The organism is Gordonia spumicola, assembly GCF_009932475.1.
GTDB lineage: Bacteria > Actinomycetota > Actinomycetes > Mycobacteriales > Mycobacteriaceae > Gordonia > Gordonia spumicola.
The window spans coordinates 799,626-818,581 of sequence record NZ_BJOV01000002.1 but is presented as its reverse complement, the minus strand read 5'-3'; the positions used below and the strand labels follow the sequence as shown (position 1 = coordinate 818,581).

The 18,956-nt window shown below is 67.5% G+C and carries 16 protein-coding genes; 5 read left to right on the top strand and 11 right to left on the bottom strand.

The features are described 5' to 3' along the window. Positions 1 to 132: 132 nt before the first annotated feature. The 3 genes from dnaB to GYB83_RS05910 all read right to left on the bottom strand — a co-directional run bounded on the left by dnaB (position 133) and on the right by GYB83_RS05910 (position 3,831). Positions 133 to 2,346: a replicative DNA helicase gene (gene dnaB, locus GYB83_RS05920; RefSeq protein WP_161894589.1), complete on the bottom strand. Its 2,214-nt coding sequence runs from the start codon at positions 2,344 to 2,346 to the stop codon at positions 133 to 135. A gap of 400 nt (positions 2,347 to 2,746) precedes the next feature. Next, positions 2,747 to 3,223 (bottom strand): nuclear transport factor 2 family protein, encoded by a 477-nt coding sequence (locus GYB83_RS05915; protein WP_161894588.1) that lies wholly within the window; start codon positions 3,221 to 3,223, stop codon positions 2,747 to 2,749. Continuing rightward, on the bottom strand, positions 3,220 to 3,831 hold the full coding sequence (locus tag GYB83_RS05910; RefSeq protein WP_161894587.1) for a TetR/AcrR family transcriptional regulator: 612 nt from the start codon (positions 3,829 to 3,831) through the stop codon (positions 3,220 to 3,222). The genes GYB83_RS05915 and GYB83_RS05910 overlap by 4 nt, the downstream gene beginning before the upstream one ends. A 46-nt stretch (positions 3,832 to 3,877) precedes the next feature. Between GYB83_RS05910 and GYB83_RS05905 the strand changes: the two genes are divergently transcribed. The 3 genes from GYB83_RS05905 to GYB83_RS05895 are packed head-to-tail and all read left to right on the top strand — an operon-like array spanning position 3,878 to position 6,703. Continuing rightward, entirely contained in the window at positions 3,878 to 4,861 is a 984-nt protein-coding gene (locus GYB83_RS05905) for an NAD(P)H-dependent flavin oxidoreductase (RefSeq protein WP_161894586.1), read from the top strand. A 39-nt stretch (positions 4,862 to 4,900) separates the two neighbouring features. Next, positions 4,901 to 5,452 carry a hypothetical protein gene (locus GYB83_RS05900; protein WP_161894585.1) on the top strand — a complete coding sequence of 184 codons (552 nt, stop codon included), beginning with the start codon at positions 4,901 to 4,903 and terminating at the stop codon, positions 5,450 to 5,452. A 45-nt stretch (positions 5,453 to 5,497) separates the two neighbouring features. Then, positions 5,498 to 6,703, top strand: a complete 1,206-nt coding sequence (locus tag GYB83_RS05895) for a low temperature requirement protein A (RefSeq protein WP_161894584.1) — start codon at positions 5,498 to 5,500, stop codon at positions 6,701 to 6,703. On the opposite strand, the gene GYB83_RS05890 is transcribed toward GYB83_RS05895, so the two are convergent. Continuing rightward, the gene (locus tag GYB83_RS05890; RefSeq protein ID WP_161894583.1) at positions 6,692 to 7,915 is read right to left on the bottom strand and encodes an acetyl-CoA C-acetyltransferase; all 1,224 of its coding nucleotides are present in this window, start codon (positions 7,913 to 7,915) and stop codon (positions 6,692 to 6,694) included. The two genes, GYB83_RS05895 and GYB83_RS05890, sit on opposite strands and share 12 nt — an antisense overlap. Before the next feature lie 76 nt (positions 7,916 to 7,991). On the opposite strand from GYB83_RS05890, the gene GYB83_RS05885 reads away from it, so the two are divergent. Further along, on the top strand, positions 7,992 to 9,176 hold the full coding sequence (locus GYB83_RS05885; protein ID WP_161894582.1) for an acyl-CoA dehydrogenase family protein: 1,185 nt from the start codon (positions 7,992 to 7,994) through the stop codon (positions 9,174 to 9,176). 4 nt (positions 9,177 to 9,180) lie between these two features. On the opposite strand, the gene GYB83_RS05880 is transcribed toward GYB83_RS05885, so the two are convergent. The 5 genes from GYB83_RS05880 to rpsF all read right to left on the bottom strand — a co-directional run bounded on the left by GYB83_RS05880 (position 9,181) and on the right by rpsF (position 12,852). Further along, positions 9,181 to 10,965, bottom strand: coding sequence for an ATP-binding protein (locus GYB83_RS05880; protein ID WP_228461190.1), 1,785 nt, complete (start codon positions 10,963 to 10,965; stop codon positions 9,181 to 9,183). A gap of 104 nt (positions 10,966 to 11,069) precedes the next feature. Further along, a complete protein-coding gene (rplI, locus tag GYB83_RS05875) occupies positions 11,070 to 11,519 on the bottom strand; it encodes a 50S ribosomal protein L9 (RefSeq protein ID WP_161894581.1) in 450 nt (149 codons plus the stop codon). 17 nt (positions 11,520 to 11,536) lie between these two features. After that, the gene (gene rpsR, locus GYB83_RS05870; protein ID WP_161894580.1) at positions 11,537 to 11,794 is read right to left on the bottom strand and encodes a 30S ribosomal protein S18; all 258 of its coding nucleotides are present in this window, start codon (positions 11,792 to 11,794) and stop codon (positions 11,537 to 11,539) included. A gap of 42 nt (positions 11,795 to 11,836) precedes the next feature. Further along, positions 11,837 to 12,436: a single-stranded DNA-binding protein gene (locus GYB83_RS05865; protein WP_161894579.1), complete on the bottom strand. Its 600-nt coding sequence runs from the start codon at positions 12,434 to 12,436 to the stop codon at positions 11,837 to 11,839. Positions 12,437 to 12,570: 134 nt separating this feature from the next. Beyond that, on the bottom strand, positions 12,571 to 12,852 hold the full coding sequence (gene rpsF / locus GYB83_RS05860) for a 30S ribosomal protein S6 (RefSeq protein ID WP_008379334.1): 282 nt from the start codon (positions 12,850 to 12,852) through the stop codon (positions 12,571 to 12,573). A 139-nt stretch (positions 12,853 to 12,991) separates the two neighbouring features. Here rpsF and GYB83_RS05855 point away from each other — a divergent pair, with 139 nt between their 5' ends. Then, entirely contained in the window at positions 12,992 to 14,998 is a 2,007-nt protein-coding gene (locus tag GYB83_RS05855; protein ID WP_161894578.1) for a GNAT family N-acetyltransferase, read from the top strand. A 146-nt stretch (positions 14,999 to 15,144) separates the two neighbouring features. Here GYB83_RS05855 and GYB83_RS05850 read toward each other — a convergent pair whose 3' ends face one another. Then, positions 15,145 to 16,671, bottom strand: a complete 1,527-nt coding sequence (locus GYB83_RS05850; RefSeq protein WP_161894577.1) for a glycosyltransferase family 87 protein — start codon at positions 16,669 to 16,671, stop codon at positions 15,145 to 15,147. Beyond that, positions 16,672 to 18,942, bottom strand: coding sequence for a transglycosylase domain-containing protein (locus GYB83_RS05845; RefSeq protein ID WP_161894576.1), 2,271 nt, complete (start codon positions 18,940 to 18,942; stop codon positions 16,672 to 16,674). It abuts the gene before it with no gap. Positions 18,943 to 18,956 lie beyond the last annotated feature (14 nt).

Genomic DNA, 18,956 nt, shown 5'->3' with positions numbered 1-18,956 from the left:
ACACCCGCCGGAATCGTTCGCGGGCTACTGACACTATGGCTCGAATATCCCCGTCTATTGCCAAATCCACTGACAGCCAGCCTGGAAACTGACAAATCTCAGCGGAACCTACACGACAACCCGCCCCGAACCTCAGCCCCGAGCCATGTCCACGAACTTCGAGAGATGAAGCTGGTGGGCGACGGTGATCGTCGCCGTCGGGCCGTTTCGGTGCTTGCCGACGATGATGTCGGCTTCGCCCGCGCGGGGATCGTCGCGCTCGATGGAGTCGGGGCGGTGCAGCAGGATGACCATGTCGGCGTCCTGCTCCAGTGAGCCCGATTCACGCAGGTCGGAGACCTGCGGGCGCTTGTCGGTGCGCTGTTCCGGACCACGGTTCAGCTGCGAGATCGCGACGACGGGGACTTCGAGTTCCTTGGCGAGCAGCTTGATCGAGCGGGAGAACTCGGAGACCTCCTGCTGGCGGGACTCGACCTTCTTGCCCGATGTCATCAGCTGCATGTAGTCGATGACGACGAGCTTCAGGTCGTGCCGCTGTTTGAGACGGCGGGCCTTGGCACGGATCTCCATCATCGTCAGGTTCGGCGAGTCGTCGATGAACAGGGGCGCCTCGGTGATCTCGCCCATGCGGCGGGCGAGGCGACTCCAGTCGTCGTCGGACATGTTGCCCGACCGCATGTCGCCGAGCTTCACCTTCGCCTCGGCCGAGAGCAGGCGCATGACGATCTCGGTCTTGCTCATCTCCAACGAGAACATCGCGCTGGTGAGACCGTGGTGGATCGACGCCGACCGCAGCCAGTCCATCGCGAGCGTCGAGTTGTGGGTGGGGACCATCGCCTCGCCGGCCAGGTACAGGTGGCTGCGATTGTCCACTTCGACGCAGCGCACGGGGATGCTCGGCACCGGCCGCACGGCGACGACGAGCCGCGATCGCACCTGGGTGCGCAACTCCTTGTGCCGCTGCATCTTGTCGTGGACGGTGAACACGTCGTCCGGCGCGGCGATCCGCACCCAGCCGCTGCTGGCCCGGCGGAAGGTGTAGCCGAGGCCCGCGGCGAGGTCGCCGACGACTCCCGACATGTGGTTCGTGACGGCCGGGACGGTGATCCACCCGTCGTCGTCGACGCGTCCGCGGGAGTCCAGGATGCCCGCGAGCAGGGCACGTCGCTGGGTGATGGACCCGCGCAGGTACTCCCCCGGGATCCGGCCGCCGAGGTCGGCCATCAACGTCATGACGTCCACCGGCCCCTCGTCCTCGATGCGCATCGAGATCTCGGGGTCGTCGTACGCCATGCCGGCGAGCGCGCCGACCGTGTACGGGCCGTAGGCGAACGGGCGACGCGGCAGCTCGAGCGGCTTCGCGTTCTGGATCGTCGCCCGGCCCGCGTACGACTGCAGGGCGTCGGTCGTGAACACGTCACGACGACCGTCCACGTCGGCCACCCACTGGTGCTGCTGGTCGGCGACGAGCGACCCGCCGTCGTTGAACTCCACCTCGAAGCACGGACGCTGCGTCATCACCTCGGTCGCGGCGACCACGCGGGTCGGGCGACCGTCCGCCCCGAGCAGGCGGTCGCCGACGGCCACCCGGCCCATCGTCGTCCAGCCGTCCGGCGTGGGGAGCGGCGTGTCGAGAGCAAGCGCCTTGCCGACGCCCGGACGTGCGGCGACGATGATCATCTGGCCCGGGTGCAGGCCGTTGGTCAGTTTGTCGAGGTCGGCGAACCCGGTCGGCACACCGAGCGACAGTCCGCCACGCGACGCGATCGAATCGAGTTCGTCGAGCGTGGGCTGCAGCAGTTCTTCCAGGACGACGTAGTCCTCGGCGGTACGACGTTCGGTGACCTCGTACACCTCTGCCTGGGCCCGGTCGACCACCTCGGCGACGTCCTGGCCGCCGTCGCCCGCGTACCCGTACTGCACGATGCGGGTTCCGGCCTCGACGAGACGGCGCAGCGTCGCCTTCTCGGCGACGATCTCCGCGTAGTAGCCCGCGTTGGCCGCCGTCGGCACCGTCGAGATCAGGGTGTGCAGGTACGGCGCCCCGCCGACCTTGCGCAGGTCGCCGCGCCGCTCGAGTTCCGCACTGACGGTGACGGCGTCGGCCGGCTCCCCGCGGCCGTACAGTTCGAGGACCGCGTCGTACACGGCCTGATGCGCCGGCTTGTAGAAGTCACCGGGCCGGATGCGCTCCAGGACGTCGGCCACGGCGTCCTTCGACAGCAGCATGCCGCCGAGCACCGACTGCTCGGCCTGCAGATCCTGTGGGGGCTGACGCCCGTAGTCCTCGCGTGGCGGCGCCCCCGGCTCTTCCTGCTCGGGCCCCTGCTCCTCCGCTTCGCTCACGCGTGTATCCCCCCACTCGTCGCATCGTCGCCCCGGCGCGGCCGCCTCCGGAGTCGTGTCAGTTGCCACCGGGCGAACTGAAACCTTCCCAGAGGTTAGGGCCAGGTACCACAGGCATCAAATGCACCCTGTGGACAAACATGTTGATGGGATGTGCATAAGAACGGAAACCTCTGGACGGTGTGTGCACCCTCCTGTGGACACCGTGGGGAATTCGCCGTCGATATCGTGCCAACGAGCAGGTCAGAGGGATTCTCAAAATTCCCCAGGCCCGAGATCCACCCGCATCGGCGTGTTGCATTGCGCCACGCCCGGACTGGCTCCACACGAGGTTGAGACCTTCGCGCGACAGTCGACGGCTCCTATGGTACACACGTTCGAATGCGCTGCGGAACGGTGCTCACCTCGGATCGAGCAGATCGCGCGCCCGCGACGATCCGTCGACCAACCGGGCCGTCCGACGCGCCACCCGCCACCCCGCGTCGGTCCTGACCAGGTCCCACCGGTTCGCGGTGAGACGAGCGACCGCGTAGCCCCGGTCGCTCGATCGTGGGACGACGAGCTGCGAATAGCTACGGACCGTCGCCGCGTCGCCGTCGAGCGTGATCTGCGGGGCTGTCATGAGGTGACCGCAGCCGCGCGCGACGAGGCCCTGGTGCGCATCGCCGTTCACCATGTCCGAGATCGCGGCGGCTCCGGCGAGGAGCCCGGTGTCGACGTCGTACACCCCGTCGACGGTGAAGACCGCGGCGGTCCCCTCCGCCGAACCCGTGTCGACGGCCGGACCGTACGAGTAGACGAGATCCATGATCGCCAGGCGGTCCTCGGCCGCCCGCAGCCTCGCCTCCACCGCGGCCAGACGCTCCTCGAGGTTCATCGCGCAACCATCGCGAGGTCGGCGAACATCGCCTCCCAGTTGCTCAGCGCCGGTTCGGTGTCGGGATCGCGCGGATGGAACGTGTATGCCAGACGGGCGCCGCGCATCGACGTCAGCATCACCTCGCGGGTCCGTCGGTAGTCGGGCAGCGACGTCACCTCCGGGCCGAAGAGTTCATCAGCACGGTCGCGAAGGATCCCGAGCATTGTCCGCTCCACACCCGAGAGCGCTTCGCGCAGTTCGGGATTCGCGGTTCGGGCACCCATCCACAGCTCCATCGTCGCCCAGAAGCACGACTGTCCGGTGATCTCCCACATCGCGGCCACCGCGAACGCGATCCGCTCCTCGAGCGCGTCGGGGATCGTCACGCCCGCGGTCAGTTCGGCGATCCGCACCTGAGCCAGGTGATGGACGGCCGCGGTCAGCAGCAGTTCCCGCGAGGGGAAGTGATGCAGCAGACGCCCGCGGGACACCCCCGCGACCTGCTGGATGTGCAGCGTCGTCGCGGCCGAGTATCCCTCCTCGAACAGGACCTTCGCCGCAGCCTCCAAGATCGTGTTCCGCGTCTGCTCGGCGCGATCCTGCTGCTTTCGTTCCACGGAGATCATTCTCCACCCTTCCCAAACAGTCAGTACTGACTGTATCGTCTCGGTCATGTCGCTTCCCGAAATCTTGCGGACTCCGCTCACCGTCCCCGTCGTCGCCTCCCCCATGTTCATCGCATCGGGACCGAAGCTCGTCGCCGCCCAGTGCCAGGCGGGCGTCATCGGCTCGTTCCCCGCACTCAATGCCCGTCCGGCATCGCAGCTCGGCGACTGGCTCGACGAGATCGTCGAATCGAACGCGGCCTACGCCACCGCGAACCCCGACGCCGTCGTCGCGCCGTTCGCCGTCAACCAGATCGTCCACAAGTCGAACGCGCGCCTAGACGAAGACCTCGCGACCATCGTCGAGCACAAGGTGCCGATCGTGATCACCTCGCTCGGCGCCCGCCCCGACGTGAACGAGGCCGTCCACTCGTACGGCGGCATCGTGCTGCACGACGTGGTGAACGACCTGTTCGCGCACAAGGCCGTCGAGAGGGGCGCCGACGGCCTCATCGCCGTCGCCGCCGGTGCGGGCGGCCACGCCGGAACGCTGTCCCCGTTCGCGCTGATCCGCGAGATCCGCGAGTGGTTCGACGGCCCGCTCCTGCTGTCGGGCGCGATCGCCCACGGCAGCTCGATCCTCGCGGCGCTGGCCGCGGGCGCCGACTTCGCGTACGTCGGATCGGCGTTCCTCGCCACCGACGAGGCCAATGTGATCGACGACTACAAGGACATGGTGGTCGGCTCGCGCGCCGACGACGTGATCTACAGCAGCACCTTCACCGGCGTCCACGGCAACTACCTGCGCGGCAGCATCAGCCGCCACGGCCTCGACCCGGACAACCTGCCGAAGCCCACGTCGGGTCCGGATCCGCTCGAAGGCGGACTCGGCGACATCAAGGCCTGGCGCGACGTGTGGGGCTCCGGCCAGGGCATCGGCTCCGTCGCATCGCGCGGCACCGTCGCACAGACCGTCGACCGCCTCGCCGCCGAGTACCGCGAGGCCCGCGACGGCCTCCTCGACCGGGTCGGCGCGACCGCGACCGTCTAGAACCTTCCGACGGCGGGTCGAGCGTGGTGGAATGGGTGCATGCGCGCTATCCACTCGAGCTCGACCCGCCTGATCTGCATCGTCGTCGCGCTCGTGGCGGCGGTGTCCGGCCTGGTGGCCGTCGCGCCCGCCCAGGCAGCCCCTCTGCGCACCGCGCTCCCCCTCGGCCAATACCAGGGAGTGAACGCGTCGCGCTTCACGTCGTACTCGTACGCGGACCGCGGCCGAGTGTTCTTCGCGGCCGCGGGACGCCAGTGTCAGATCGGGCCGACCCCCGGCAACGTCGCGTGCTCCGGCAAGACGAAGACCGCCCCGCCGCGCACCGTCGGAGTCTCGATCACCGGCGACATGCAGGGCCCGTACTGGATCCCCCGCGGAACCAGCTACCGATTCGGATCGGCCGTCGGCTTCCGCGCACCGGTGCTGCACGTCGGGCAGCGGATCACCGTCGCCAACGTCTCGTGCGCCGTCCCGAAGTCGGGCGTCATCGCCTGCTCGACCATCAACCGCGCCTTCGTCCTGACCCCGTCGACGCACCGCTTCTACTACCCGCGTGGCGACCGACGCCACGACGGCAACCCGAAGCACTGATCTGAACCCCGTGTGGGCGGGCCGTTCGCCGAAGGGAATCCGACAATGAGAGTGCCGTCGCTGGGCCGTGCGCGCAGCCGGGGCGGCGACGTCGCCACGATCGAACTGTTCTTCGATCTCGTCTACGTCTTCGCGTTCAGTCAACTGGCCGCGTTCTTCGTAGAACACCTCACCGGTCGTGGAGCGATCGAGATGCTCGTGTTGTTCGGCGGCGTGTGGTGGGTGTGGAACTACACCGCATGGGCCACGAACTTCGTCGACCCCGAACGGACTCCCGTCCGGATCCTGCTGGTCGTCCTCATGCTGTTGAGCCTGGTGATGGCCGCCGCGATACCCGAGGCGTTCGGCGACCGCGGGCCCCAGTTCGCGATCACACTCGCGGCCATCCAGGTGATCCGTCCCCTGTTCATCGCGCTGACAATGCGCGGGCAGCAGATCGGCCGCAACTACGCGCACCTGCTCGCGTGGTCGGCGGCGGCCGCCGCGATCTGGGTGATCGGCGCGTTCTGCGAACCCGACATCCGACTGATCGTCTGGGCCGTCGCCCTCGCCGTCGACGTGGCCGCCCCGATGCTCCGGACGTGGCTTCCCGGACTGGGCGGGATCGCCATGAGCGAATGGAAGCTGACACCCGCGCATCTGGCGGAACGGAATCGTCTCATCTTCATCATCGCGCTCGGTGAGACGGTCCTGTCGATCGGCCGCGAGTTCCTTCACATGGAGTCGAGCGTGACGACCTACGTGGCCCTGTGCGTCGCCTTCCTGGCGCCGGTGTCGTACTGGTGGTTGTACTTCGCCCATCACTCCGAACGCACCGAACAGCGGCTCGAACAGTCCGACGACCCGACGGCGCTGGCCCGCGGCGGATTCGCCTACGCGCACGCGGTGCTGGTCGCGGGCGTCATCGTCACGGCGGTCGGCACCGAGAAGATGCTCGCCCACCCGCACGAGGACGCGACCGCCGTCTACGCGCTACTGATCACCGGTGGCCCGGCGCTGTACTTCGCGGGCCTCGCCCTGTTCGTCGCGTCCATCGGCGGCCTCGACCGCTACGAGTGCGTCGTCACGGCGGTCATGATCGCGTCGTTCGCTCTTGTCGGAACCGTGGCGACGGCGATCGGTCTGGAACTGTTCGCCACGGCCGGGCTGACGACCGCACTCCTCGTCGCCGGTGTCGTCGCGGCGGCCTGGCATCACCGCCACGACGAGGCGCCCGGACCGAGCGCACTCACCGCGGCGTCAGCGGTCTGACCGACCGCACCGTTCGACCACGGCGGCCAATCCCTGTCCGCCGCCGATGCACATCGTCTCCAGCGCGTAGCGGCCGTCTCGACGCTCCAGTTCACGGAGCATCGTGGCGAGGATCCGCACCCCGGTGGCGCCGACCGGGTGCCCCAGCGAGATTCCCGACCCGTTGACGTTGAACCGGTCGGCGTCGGCCGTACCGAGCCCCAGGGACGTCTGGCACGCGATCACCTGTGCCGCGAACGCCTCGTTCAGCTCGATGAGGTCCATGTCGGACAGCCGCAACTCGGCCCGTTCCAATGCGAGGAGCGTGGCGGGCACCGGTCCGATCCCCATGCGCGACGGCTCCACACCCGCCACCGCCCAGGAGACGAGTCGGGCCAGCGGGCGCAGTCCGAGTCGCTCCGCCTCTGCTCGTGAGGCGACGAGGCACACCGCGGCGCCGTCGTTCTGACCGCTCGCATTGCCGGCCGTGACCGTCGATTCCGGGTCGTCGCGGAGGCGCACGGGCCGCAGTGCGGCGAGCGCCTCAGCGGAGATGTCCGGTCGCGGATGTTCGTCGCGGTCGCAGACGGACTGTCCCCTCCTCGTCGGGACCGTCACCGGGACGATCTCGGCGTCGAACCGACCGTCGGTCTGAGCCGCGACAGCCCGGCGATGCGACGCCAACGCCAGCTCGTCCTGCGCCTCCCGACTGATCCGGTACTCGGCTCGCAGGTTCTCGGCCGTCTCGAGCATGCCGCCGGCCACCGGGTGAAGGCGACCGCCCGCGGTGACCCGACCGCGGCCGACCCGGTCGACGAGCGACGTGTCGCCGCCGCGCAGTCCGAACCGCAGTCCGAGGGCGTAGTGCTCGGCCTGGCTCATACTGTCCGCACCGCCCGCGATCACGAGGTCGGCGACGCCGGTCTGCACGCGCATCGCGGCGTCGAGCACCGCCTGCAGGCCCGACCCGCAGCGGCGGTCGATCTGGATGCCGGGCACCGTGACGTCGAGCCCCGCATCGAGAGCTGCGACGCGGCCGATCGCGGGAGCCTCCCCGTTCGGGTAGCACTGACCGAAGATCACGTCGTCGACGTCGGCCCCGGTGACCCCGGTGCGAGCGACCAGCTCCCTGATGACCGTCGACGCCAGGTCGGCGGCCGGAACGGATGCGAAGACGCCGCCGTAGCCGCCGACGGGTGTGCGGATCGGTTCGCAGATCACGGCGTCGCGCATCGGCGGAATTCCCCTTCTCACGGTGTCAGGCCCGCTTCAGACGATAGGTTTCAGGGACGACGTCCGGGAAGGTTCCATGAAGAAGCTCTGCGCCACAGCCGATCTCACCGATGTCCAGCGCGACATCCTCGCCACCGTCCGGCGCTTCGTCGACGACGCGATCCTGCCGGTCGCGACCGGACTGGAGCACGACGACGAGTACCCGACGCGGATCGTCGAGCAGATGAAGGAGATGGGCCTGTTCGGGCTGATGATCGACGAGGAGTACGGCGGCGTCGGCGAGTCCCTGCTCACCTACGCTCTGGTCGTGGAGGAGCTCTCCCGCGGCTGGATGAGCGTGAGCGGGATCGTCAACACGCACTTCATCGTCGCCTACCTGCTGCAACAGCACGGCACCGACGAGCAGAAGCGGCGGTACCTGCCACGCCTCGCTACGGGAGAGCTGACGGGCGCGTTCTCCATGTCCGAGCCGGGACTGGGGTCCGACGTCGCCGCGATCACCACGACGGCGTCCCCGACCGGCGACGGCGACTACCGCATCGACGGCCAGAAGATGTGGCTCACCAACGGCGGCACATCGCGTCTGGTCGCGGTCCTCGTCCGCACCCCGGAGGGACACGACCGCCCGCATCGGAACCTGACGACGTTCCTCGTCGAGAAGACGCCGGGGTTCGGCGAGGTGGCGCCCGGCCTCACCGTCCCGGGGAAGATCGAGAAGATGGGCTACAAGGGCGTCGACACCACCGAACTGCTCTTCGACGGCTACCGGATCGGCGCCGATCGGATCCTCGGCGGCGAATCCGGACGCGGCTTCTATCAGATGATGGACGGCGTCGAAGTGGGTCGGGTGAACGTCGCGGCACGGGCGGTCGGCGTCGCGAATCGCGCGTTCGAGCTGGGTGCGACGTACGCGCAGCAGCGGGAGACGTTCGGCAAGCCGATCGCCCAGCATCAGGCCGTCCTGTTCCGGATCGCCGAGATGGGGACGAAAGTCGAAGCCGCACATCAGATGGTGGTGCGTGCCGCGCGCGTGAAGGACGCGGGCGACCGCAACGACCTCGAAGCGGGCATGGCGAAGTACCTGGCCTCCGAATACTGCCGCGACGTCGTCGAGGACAGCTTCCGCATCCACGGCGGCTACGGATACGCGAAGGAGTACGAGATCGAACGGCTCTACCGCGAAGCGCCGATGCTCCTCATCGGCGAAGGCACCGCCGACATCCAACGCATGATCATCGGGCGACGGCTGCTGGAGGACTGATCGGTCATCCGTTCGCCAACCTGTATGCGCGATTTCGACTCGTGGGCGGCGCTGTCGCATGGATCCGACCATCACCCACCAGATTGCGCAGCACGGGCCGCAACGACGACACCGTCGTTTGTGTCGCGGCCGCAATCTCTCTGATCGTCAGCGTGTCGCCGGATGAGAGCACGTCCACCACCCGGCGTTCGGCTGCGGTCAGATCAGCCGTCGCCGTCTCGGGACTCATTCGGTACTCGCCGAGGTCGTGTACGAGAAGTCCGTCGCGTGTCAGGTCATCCAATGCGGTCCGCGCATCGGAGCTGTCCACCGCCACCTGCCGCCGGAGTTCGTCGACTGTCACCGAACCTAGATGATGAATGACCGCGAGTGCGATGTCTTCGATCGCAGTCCGATCGCGGCCTCCCAACCCATCAAGCCACCGGTGCACATCCGGGGTGAGGAGTCCAAACCTGTCGAGAGTGGTTGTGAAGGACGACGTCGTCGTGACGAATCTAGGTGCCGGCAGCCCACTCCGGGTCATCTCCCCGTACATTCGCCGTATCCCGGATCCGGCATTCTCTCCAACGCTCTCGTCACGATCGGCGAACGGAACGTCGGTGAGCAACCGGGCCAGCGTCTGATTTCTCGACCAGGATCCACCACCGTAGAGCGCCTCGATGCCACGACCTCCCCACAGGACTCCGGGGCTGTGGACCTCGAGTCGGTCCGGGTACAGCTCCAACCGGACTTGATCACCCCGAGCCATCTCGCTGTAGTCCCTGTGCATGACCGCGTTGACGATCGCCTCGCGCATGGCGTCGACCGGAATCTCCGGGACGTCCTCTGCACCTACCCCTGCACTGACTCGGCGGACTCGCAGGTTTCGGATGACGACAGCGACCGCGTCGTCGACCATGTCGGGGATCGCACCCTCCAGAACGGCGCGATCGGTCATTCTGTCGACACCCACAACATCGGTCTTGTCGGCTCCGGGGTACGCAGCGAAGCTGATCATCAACTGGGGGAAGAACTGCTGCGGGAACCGTCCCAGCGCGAGAAGTCCCGCGAGGGTCGGGATTCCAGTATCCCGATCGACGACACCGATCCGCTCCAATGCCTCGCGATCCGACACCACGCCGTCGAGCACCCTGGGCCGGTTCGTCCGTAGACGATGAAGTGTCCTGCTGATCGCCTCCTTGTTGAGGTCGTCGATCCGCGCCCCCGATACCGGCACGCGATCGGCGGAGCTCGGAACAGTGAGCGTCGACATCTGGAAGACCTCGTAGGTGTCGAGGCGATGATCACCCTCACCTATCCGAGTGTAGGAACCGTTCTCCTTGCCTTGTGCGGTGACGAAGCAAGGTTTGGCGGCTGCGGCGATCTCCGCGACTTCTGCCACGACGAGGTCCGCGCCTTCGAACTCCAGGCGATCGACGACCATCGAAGGACGTGGAGTCAGCGGCCCCGGAGTCTCCGTATGCTTACGCGGGCGGACGATCTCCACGAGCGCATCCATCGCCGCTTGTGCGTCAAATCCTGGAGTCGGGGTGAACCCAGCCTTCTCATCGAGCCCCAGAATGACGACTCCCCCGCCGGGCGAGTTGCTGAACGCACTGATCGTCGGCAGGAGGCTCTTGCCGACGCCGCCTCCGCCTGCCTTCACTTCAATGCGTGGCAGGTCGGTGTTCGCTCGGCGCATCGTCTCGACTGCGGAGTGAAGATCGTCGATCTGCATTCGCTCACCTCCACAATCCAGACTCTCAGTGCACACAACTGACACCCTCACTCTATAGAGTGATAGCGTCACTTTCTACACTGATACCCTCACTCTATAGAGTGACGCTTCACTGAGGATGCACAAAGGCCGGCCACCCTCACGGGTGACCGGCCTTCGTCAGTTCAGATCGGGCGTCAGGAGACGACCGTCAGGCTGAGCTTCGCTTCAACCTTCGGGTGCAGCTTCACGACGACCGGGTACGAACCCACGGCCTTGATGTGGCCCTTGGGAAGCGAGATGTTGCGCTTCTCGACGGCCGGGCCGCCCGCGGTGCGGATGGCGCCTGCGACGTCCGACGCCGAGACCGAGCCGAACAGCTTGCCCGAGTCGTGGGTCTTGACGGTCAGCGACACGTTGTCGAGGCCTTCGAGAGCCTGCTTGATCTCGTTCGCGTGGTCCAGGTCGCGCACGGCGCGAGCGTCCTGGGCGCGACGGATGCCTTCGACCTGCTTCTCGGCGCCACGGGTGGCGACGATCGCGAAGTTGCGGGGCAGCAGGTAGTTGCGCGCGTAACCGTCACGGACCTCGACGAGGTCGCCCGGCTCACCGAGGTTCTCGACAGCGGCGGTAAGGATCAGCTTCATGTTTCTGTCCTTCCCGCTCAGCGACCGGTCGAGGTGAACGGCAGCAGTGCCACTTCACGCGAGTTCTTGACGGCCACCGCGATGTCACGCTGGTGCTGAACGCAGTTGCCGGTCACGCGACGCGAACGGATCTTGCCGCGGTCCGACAGGAAGCGACGCAGGAGCGCCGTGTCCTTGTAATCGATGCTTGTCTTCTTGTCCTTGCAGAAGGTGCAGGCCTTGGCCTTGGTGACCTTCTCCACGCGGACCTTGCGGCCGCCTTTAGCTTTTGCCATGTGATGCTCCAGTTGAGTGCCTCCGGGCTGGCGGGCCCGGAATCAGAAAGGTGGTTCGTCGTCCCCACCGGCGAAACCGCCGCCGGCAGCAGGTGCGCTGCCCCACGGGTCGTCGGCCGGCTGGCTCGATGCAGCGGGACGGCCGCCTCCGGAGTTGCCCCCGTAGCCGCCGCCGGAGTTTCCTCCGTAGTTCCCTCCACCGGAGTTGCCTCCGCCGGAGTTGCCTCCGCCGAAGTTCCCACCGCCCGAGTTCCCTCCGCTGTAGCCGCCTCCGCCGCCGCGCTGGGTCCTGTTGACCTGTGCGGTGGCGTAGCGCAGCGAGGGACCGATCTCGTCCACTTCCAGCTCCACGACGGTTCGCTTCTCACCCTCACGGGTTTCGTACGACCGCTGCTTGAGCTTGCCCTGCACGATGACGCGGGTGCCCTTCTTGAGCGACTCGGTCACGTTCTCCGCGGCGTCGCGCCAGATGCTGCAGCGGAGGAACAGCGCTTCGCCGTCCTTCCACTCGTTCGTCTGACGATCGAACGTGCGCGGAGTGGACGCCACCGTGAAATTCGCGACCGGTGCACCGGACGGCGTGAAACGCAGTTCCGGCTCGGCCGTGAGATTGCCGATGACGGTGATGACCGTGTCAGTCATGAGACTCCCCTAACGTCTGTATGGAATACCCGAAGGCTCCCGTGATGGTTACGCACCACAGTAGAGCGGACCTCCGACAATGTCAGGGCCGAATTCCACAGGTTGTACAGGTGGTTCGTGGACGCGCCCGGCGCTTACTTGCGCAGGACCTTGGTGCGCAGAACCGACTCGTTCAGCTTCAGCTGACGGTCGAGCTCGTTGACCGTGTCCGGGGTCGCGTTGAGATCGATGACGGCGTAGATGCCTTCGTTGTGCTTGGCGATCTCGTAGGCAAGACGGCGCTTGCCCCAGATGTCGACGTTGTCCACACTTCCGCCGTCCTTACGGACGACATTGAGGAACGTATCCAGTGAAGGGGCGACGGTGCGCTCGTCCAAGCTCGGATCGAGAATGACCATCAGTTCGTAGTGACGCATGAAACCTCATCACCTCCTATGGGCTTAGTTCGGCCACGGACTGTCCGCGGCAGGAGGGTCGCCTGCGTCGGCAACCCGTCCAGGCTACACGAGCGGCCCGTGACCAGCGAAATCGTCTGAGTCCTCTACGCTTGTCCGCATGCCTGCCCCGTGGTCGTCACGCATCGGTCGGCCGCATGTCGGCGAGGCCGCCCTCATCCTGATCACGGCGGTGCTGTTGACCGTGGTCGCGCTCGTGTGGGCCTACCGGGTGAAAGCCGTCTGCGGCGGAGCCCCGTTCGACGCATTCGGACGCAGCGAACACTTCCCTGTCGGTGCGCGCGACGCGCTCGTCCCCTGCTACTCGGACATCATGCGGCTGTGGATCGGCCGCGGCGTGGACCTGCACATCTTCCCGTACATCCACGGCGGGATCGACGACAACGGCCACCTGTACGGCGGCGTCGTCGAGTACCCGGTCCTGTCGGGCATGCTGTTGTGGCTCGGAGCCATCGGAGCCCACAACGATCTGCAGTTCCTGCAGCACAGCGCGCTGATCCTGGCGCCGTTCGCGATCGCCGTCACCGTCCTCCTCGGCAAGATGACCCGCTGGTGGGTGCTGCTGTGGGCCGCGACGCCGCCGCTGGTCCTGTACGCCTTCCACAACTGGGAGCTGCCCGTCGTCTTCACCGCGGTCGCCGCGATCGCCGTCATGGCGTACGGCGGCAGCGTCGATCCGCGGACCGGCGGCCGCCGACTGTCCCCGCGGACGTCGGCCGTCGTCGCCGCGGTGTTCCTCGGCGTCGGCTTCTCCTTGAAGCTGTATCCGGGATTCTTCGTCGTCCCATTGGCCTTGTACGTCCTGACCGGCGGCGAGTCGCTCCGGGCGCGTCGCGCGCTCGACTGGGTGAGCGCGGCGTGGGTGACCGGCACGGCGGCCGCCGTGGTGATCGCGACGCAGGCACCGTTCATGATCGCCGGATTCCGCGGGTGGAAGGCGGCGCTCGACTTCCAAGGTCGCCGCGAGGCCGACCTGACGACCAACAGCATCTGGTACTGGGGCCTGCGGCCGATCGTCGGCGGGCAGACCGACGCCTACCACTCGATCGTGGGTGTCGCGTCCCCGCTGCTGGTGGCCGCCGGTTTCGCCGTCGCGGTCGTCCTCGGCTGGCGCATGTGGCAGCGCGACGGCGTCTTCCCGTGGATCGGCGTGGCGGCCGCGATGCTGTGCGCGTTCATGGTGTTCCACAAGGTCCACTCGCCGCAGTACACGCTGTGGATCCTGCCGTTCTTCGCGATGCTCCGCGTGCGCTGGTTCGTGATCGCCGCGTACCTGATCGCCGACTGGGTGCTCGACGTCTCGGTCTTCAAGCTCATGGCGTTCACCCACGACACGTCGCTCGCCCCGCTGAAAGACCAGGTGGGCGTCATGGTCGGCGTGTGGGTGCACGCGTTGATCCTGGTGGCGATGATCGTGGTCTTCGTGTCGGCCCCGGTCCGCGAACCACTCGCGTCGTACCTGACCACGCGTGTTCCGCCGCGCGGACCGCTCACTCGGCTCGCCGACGCCGACCGTCGAGCCGCACGCGTGTGGCTCGGCGAGCCGACACTGACTCGCGGCGACGTGACACTGCGCCCGATTCGCACATCGGACGCGCAGACTCTCGCCGGACTCGTCTCACCGTCCGACTCTGAGCTCTACCGGTGGACCGGGCCCATTCCCCAGACCACCGAGGCTGCCGTCTCGTGGATCGAGACGGCGCAGTCCACGCCGTCGCGCGTCGCGTTCGCCGTCGTCCACGGCGACGCACTGGTCGGCACCACCAGCTTCTACGACGTCGACGCCGACAACCGGACCCTCGCCGTCGGCTACACGTTCTACGGCCCGGCCGCGATGGGGACCGTCGTCAATCCGACGTCGAAACTGCTGCTTCTCGAGCACGCCTTCGACACGTGCGCCGCCGTCCGTGTCGTCTGGCACACGCACGAGCAGAACGCCCGCTCCCGTGCCGCGATCGGCAAGCTCGGAGCCGAGTTCGAGGGGCTCCTGCGCAAGCACCGCCGATTCGGCGACGGCTGGCGCACCACCGCCCAGTTCGCCATGACCGACGACGACTGGCCCGCCCTCCGCGACACCCTCGCCGACCGTTCCGCCGCGTCGTCCTGACGGAGGTCCAGCCCGGGTTCCGGGGTTTCGACACGCTGCTCAACCACCGGGCGAGAGGCGCACCTCAACGTGGTGGTTGAGCCGACACCGAGGCGTCAGCCGAGGAGTCGAGTCGAAACCAGCGCCACCCGGAATCAATCCAATGACTACGTCGGTGCCGGTGACGCGTGCAGATGCGGGGCGTCCCGGTCCGCGTGATGCGCGGCGACCGGCCGCAGGACGTCCCACACGACGTACACGACGAGCGCGACGACCATGATCCAGCGGATCGCGGTGCCGACGTAGAAGAGTTCGACGGGCACCCACTTGCGGTCGGGTGCGAGGAACAACGCCATGCGCGGAATCCACAGCAGGGCGTCGAACGTCATCCATGCGAGCAGCACGCGGGGCTGTGGGATGGCGAGCACGGCGAGCGGCACCAGCCACAGCGACATCTCCGGCCGCCACTCCTTGCCGACGAGCAGGAGCCCGGCCACCAGCAGGAACATCAAGACGGGCAGCCGCGGTTCGCGCGGCGATCGCAGACCCAGGTACATGACACCGCTCACGACGGCGATCATGAGCGCGAACATCAGCGCGTTGACGACGGCCGGCTGCGGATCCCACCCGGTGACCTGCGAGATCAGCCGGTAGACGGTGTCCGGGCCCGCCGGACGGTCACGCCACTGGGTGAACGTGGCCCGCCAGCCGGACGGATAGATCGCGGCGACGGCCGCGTTGGCGAATCCCCACGCCAGCGCGGAACCGATCGCCACTCCCGCGGCGTCGGCGAGACGTCGTTCGCGGACGCAGATGATGACGATCGCCGGTATCAACAGCAGCGGATAGAACGTCGTCGCGGCGCCGAGTCCGACGAACACGCCGGTCAGCCACGGGCGCTCCTTCGACCACGCGAACATGGCGAGCGCGGTGAACATCACCGGCAGGACCTCGAACGACGTGAACGCGTGCACCAGGACGACGGGCGAGATCACCATCAGCGTGACGAGCCACGGATCCCGTCGCCGGGTCCGCATCGTCGCCCACACCGCGATGAGCCAGGCGATCGCCATCAGCAGGGCGGCGATGTTGAAGTAGTTGACGACGTCCAGCGACCTCGGCAGGCCCACGGCCTCGGTGAACGCGCCCCACCCGCGGGCCGCCTGCGCGCTGACGTACATGAACGCGGCCGTCACCACGGGCACGCCGATGTACTGTTTGACGCCGTCGGTGGTCCAGTAGGTGCGGTACGGCGCCGCGCCGTCACGCAGGTCGGCGGCGGTCAGGTGATCTTCGGTGTATCCGGTGATCACGCCCGAGTAGCAGAGGCCGTAGAACTGTCGCTGGTGATCCCAGTCGAGCCGCATGGTCGAGGTGCCGTCGGTCGCCGGAGCCTGCTGCAGGCAGCCTCCAGCCTTGCCGAACCAACTGAACGACAAGACGATCAGGGCCAGCAGGAACAGGACCCGCAGCGGCGTCCACGTCCGGTTGCGGCCGATCGCGGCGTGCAGGCCGACGGGGCCGCCGATCGACGTGCTCAGCTCGGCGACCAGCGGTTCGCTGCGTGACGGGAGCACCCGATCGGTCGCCAGCCGCAGGTCGTCGGACAGCGGCGCGGGGGAGTCGAAGACGCCGTCGGCCCGATTCGACGCGTCGGGCGTCGAATCGGGCTCGGTCGGCTGCGGCGTTGTCACTCAGTGACCGCGGGATCGTGGGCTCGGACTGTTCTCCTCGCCGGGCACGGTCACTTCTCCGTTCCCGTTGTCGCCGTTGTCGTTTCCGGTCCCGTTGTCGTTCCCGTTGCCGTTGTTGCTTCCGCCGGGGATCGTGATGCCGGGCAGCACCGTGATGTTCCCGTCGTCGCCTTCGCCGGGCAGACGCGGACGCGTGCGGGATCGGGTCGTCTCCGACGGGGTGTACGTGGTCGGCGGCGGCTCGTACGGGACACCCGCCTGTCCACCGACGGGTTCGGGATCCGGGAACTGCTCGATCGGCTGGCCTTCGAGGGCCCCGTTCATCTGCGCGCGCCAGATCTGTGCGGGCAGGCCACTGCCGTAGACGGTTCCGCCGTACGAGTTGCGCAGTGCGGTGCCCTTGTTGGTGCCGACCCAGACCGCGGTGGACAGCTGCGGCGTGTAGCCGACCATCCAGGCGTCCTTGTTCTCACCGGTGTCGCCGAGCTGGGCGGTTCCGGTCTTGGCCGCGGACGGGCGGGCACCGTATGTGCTGTCGTACAGCGAGTTGCCGTTGGAGTACGCGGCGATCGGGGCGAGGGCCGCCGAGACGTTGTCGGCGACGGCCGCCGAGACCACCCGCTTGCCCTTGTTCGGCTCACGGTCGAACAGCACGTCGCCGGTCGAGGTCTCGACCTTCTGCACGAAGTACGGCTCACGGTAGATGCCCGACGCCGCCAGCGTCGCGTACGCCGACGCCATGTCCAGGACACGGGTGGGGTACTGGCCGAGGACGATGCCGTTCTCCGGCTTGCCGTTCGGCTCGCTGAGGGTGTGCTCGATGTCGCCGAAGCTCTCCGCGATGCCGAGGCGATGCGCGGTGTCCGCGACGGCCTGCGGCCCGCCGTTGAGGTCCATCATCAACCGGTAGAACACCGTGTTGAGCGACATCTTGGTCGCGGTCGCCAGGTTGCACGTTCCGCAGCTCTCGCCGTCGGAGTTGTTGATCGTGATTCCACCCGGGCCGACGTACGGACTCGAGTCGTAGCGCTTGGACAGCGGGATGTCCTGTTCGAGCGCCGCCACCAGCGCGAACACCTTGAAGACCGATCCGGTCTGCAGGCCCGCCGACGCGTAGTCCCAGCCTTGGCCGTCGTTGCCGCCGAAGTAGCCGACGACGGCTCCCGTCGCGGGGTCGATGGACACGGACGCCGAGCGCAGCTCCTTCGGCTCGCCCTCCATCACCGAACGGGCCCCGGACACGAGCGCGTTCTGCACCTGAGGCTTGATCCCCGTGGTGATCTTCAGTCCGCCGGTGCGGACCTGCTGCTCGGAGATGCCGAGCGATTCGAGTTCGGCGAGCACCTTGCGTTCGATGAGTCCGTTGGGACCGCTCTTGGTGTCGGTCGAGTCGGCTTCCTTGACCGCGGCGACCTTCGGGAACTTCTGACTGTCACGGTCGGCCTTCGTCATGAAACCGATGTCGACCATGCCGTCGAGCACGTAGTTCCAGCGGTCGGTCGCCAGCTCCGGGTTGACGGCCGGATCGTAGATCGACGGGCCGCGGACGATGCCGGCCAGCAGGGCCGACTCCGAGTCGGACATGCAGTTGACGCGCTTGGACTTCGGCAGGTTCGGGTTCGCGCAGTCCTGCGGCGTCACCTTCGTGATGTCCCGGTTGAAGTACGTCTTCGCGGCCGCCGCGATGCCGTAGGCCCCGCGTCCGAAGTAGATGGTGTTGAGGTAGGCCGCCATGATGGCTTCCTTGGACCACTGCGTCGACATCTTGGTCGCGATCGCGAGTTCCTTGAACTTGCGCTTGTAACCCGCGACGCCCGTCGCCTCGTCGCCGACGATGGCGTTCTTCACGTACTGCTGCGTGATCGTCGACCCGCCGCCCGCACCGGCGTCGCTCGTGAGCTTGCCGAGTGCGGCGCGGGAGAAGCCGCGCAGGGAGAAGCCCGCGTTGGAGTCGAAGTCGCGGTCCTCCGCGGCCTTGATCGCGGCGACCATCGACGACGGGATGCTCTCGTACTTCACATCGATGCGGTTGCCCTCGGGCGGGACCACCTTGGCGATCACGCCGCCCTTGGCGTCGACGATCGTCGCCACCTGGTTCTGCTTGATGTCGCCCGGAGCCGGGACCACGACGGTCACGTATGTGAACACGAACGCGACCACTCCGATGATCGCGACCACCGGCACCGCGGCGGCCATCAGGCCGAGGACCCACGCCGCGATCTTCGCGGCGGTCCGTCGGCCTTCTGCCTTGTCGCCAGCTTCGCTGGTCATCGCTCACCCACTTC

Excerpts from the sequence above, each read along its gene's own strand:
- GYB83_RS05890 (WP_161894583.1), bottom strand. The coding sequence starts at position 7,915 with ATGCGCGACGCCGTGATCTGCGAACCGATCCGCACACCCGTCGGCGGC.
- GYB83_RS05895 (WP_161894584.1), top strand. The coding sequence starts at position 5,498 with ATGAGAGTGCCGTCGCTGGGCCGTGCGCGCAGCCGGGGCGGCGACGTC.
- GYB83_RS05855 (WP_161894578.1), top strand. The coding sequence starts at position 12,992 with ATGCCTGCCCCGTGGTCGTCACGCATCGGTCGGCCGCATGTCGGCGAG.
- GYB83_RS05865 (WP_161894579.1), bottom strand. The coding sequence starts at position 12,436 with ATGACTGACACGGTCATCACCGTCATCGGCAATCTCACGGCCGAGCCG.
- rpsF (WP_008379334.1), bottom strand. The coding sequence starts at position 12,852 with ATGCGTCACTACGAACTGATGGTCATTCTCGATCCGAGCTTGGACGAG.
- GYB83_RS05885 (WP_161894582.1), top strand. The coding sequence starts at position 7,992 with ATGAAGAAGCTCTGCGCCACAGCCGATCTCACCGATGTCCAGCGCGAC.
- GYB83_RS05845 (WP_161894576.1), bottom strand. The coding sequence starts at position 18,942 with ATGACCAGCGAAGCTGGCGACAAGGCAGAAGGCCGACGGACCGCCGCG.
- rpsR (WP_161894580.1), bottom strand. The coding sequence starts at position 11,794 with ATGGCAAAAGCTAAAGGCGGCCGCAAGGTCCGCGTGGAGAAGGTCACC.
- GYB83_RS05900 (WP_161894585.1), top strand. The coding sequence starts at position 4,901 with ATGCGCGCTATCCACTCGAGCTCGACCCGCCTGATCTGCATCGTCGTC.
- GYB83_RS05905 (WP_161894586.1), top strand. The coding sequence starts at position 3,878 with ATGTCGCTTCCCGAAATCTTGCGGACTCCGCTCACCGTCCCCGTCGTC.
- rplI (WP_161894581.1), bottom strand. The coding sequence starts at position 11,519 with ATGAAGCTGATCCTTACCGCCGCTGTCGAGAACCTCGGTGAGCCGGGC.
- GYB83_RS05915 (WP_161894588.1), bottom strand. The coding sequence starts at position 3,223 with ATGAACCTCGAGGAGCGTCTGGCCGCGGTGGAGGCGAGGCTGCGGGCG.
- GYB83_RS05910 (WP_161894587.1), bottom strand. The coding sequence starts at position 3,831 with ATGATCTCCGTGGAACGAAAGCAGCAGGATCGCGCCGAGCAGACGCGG.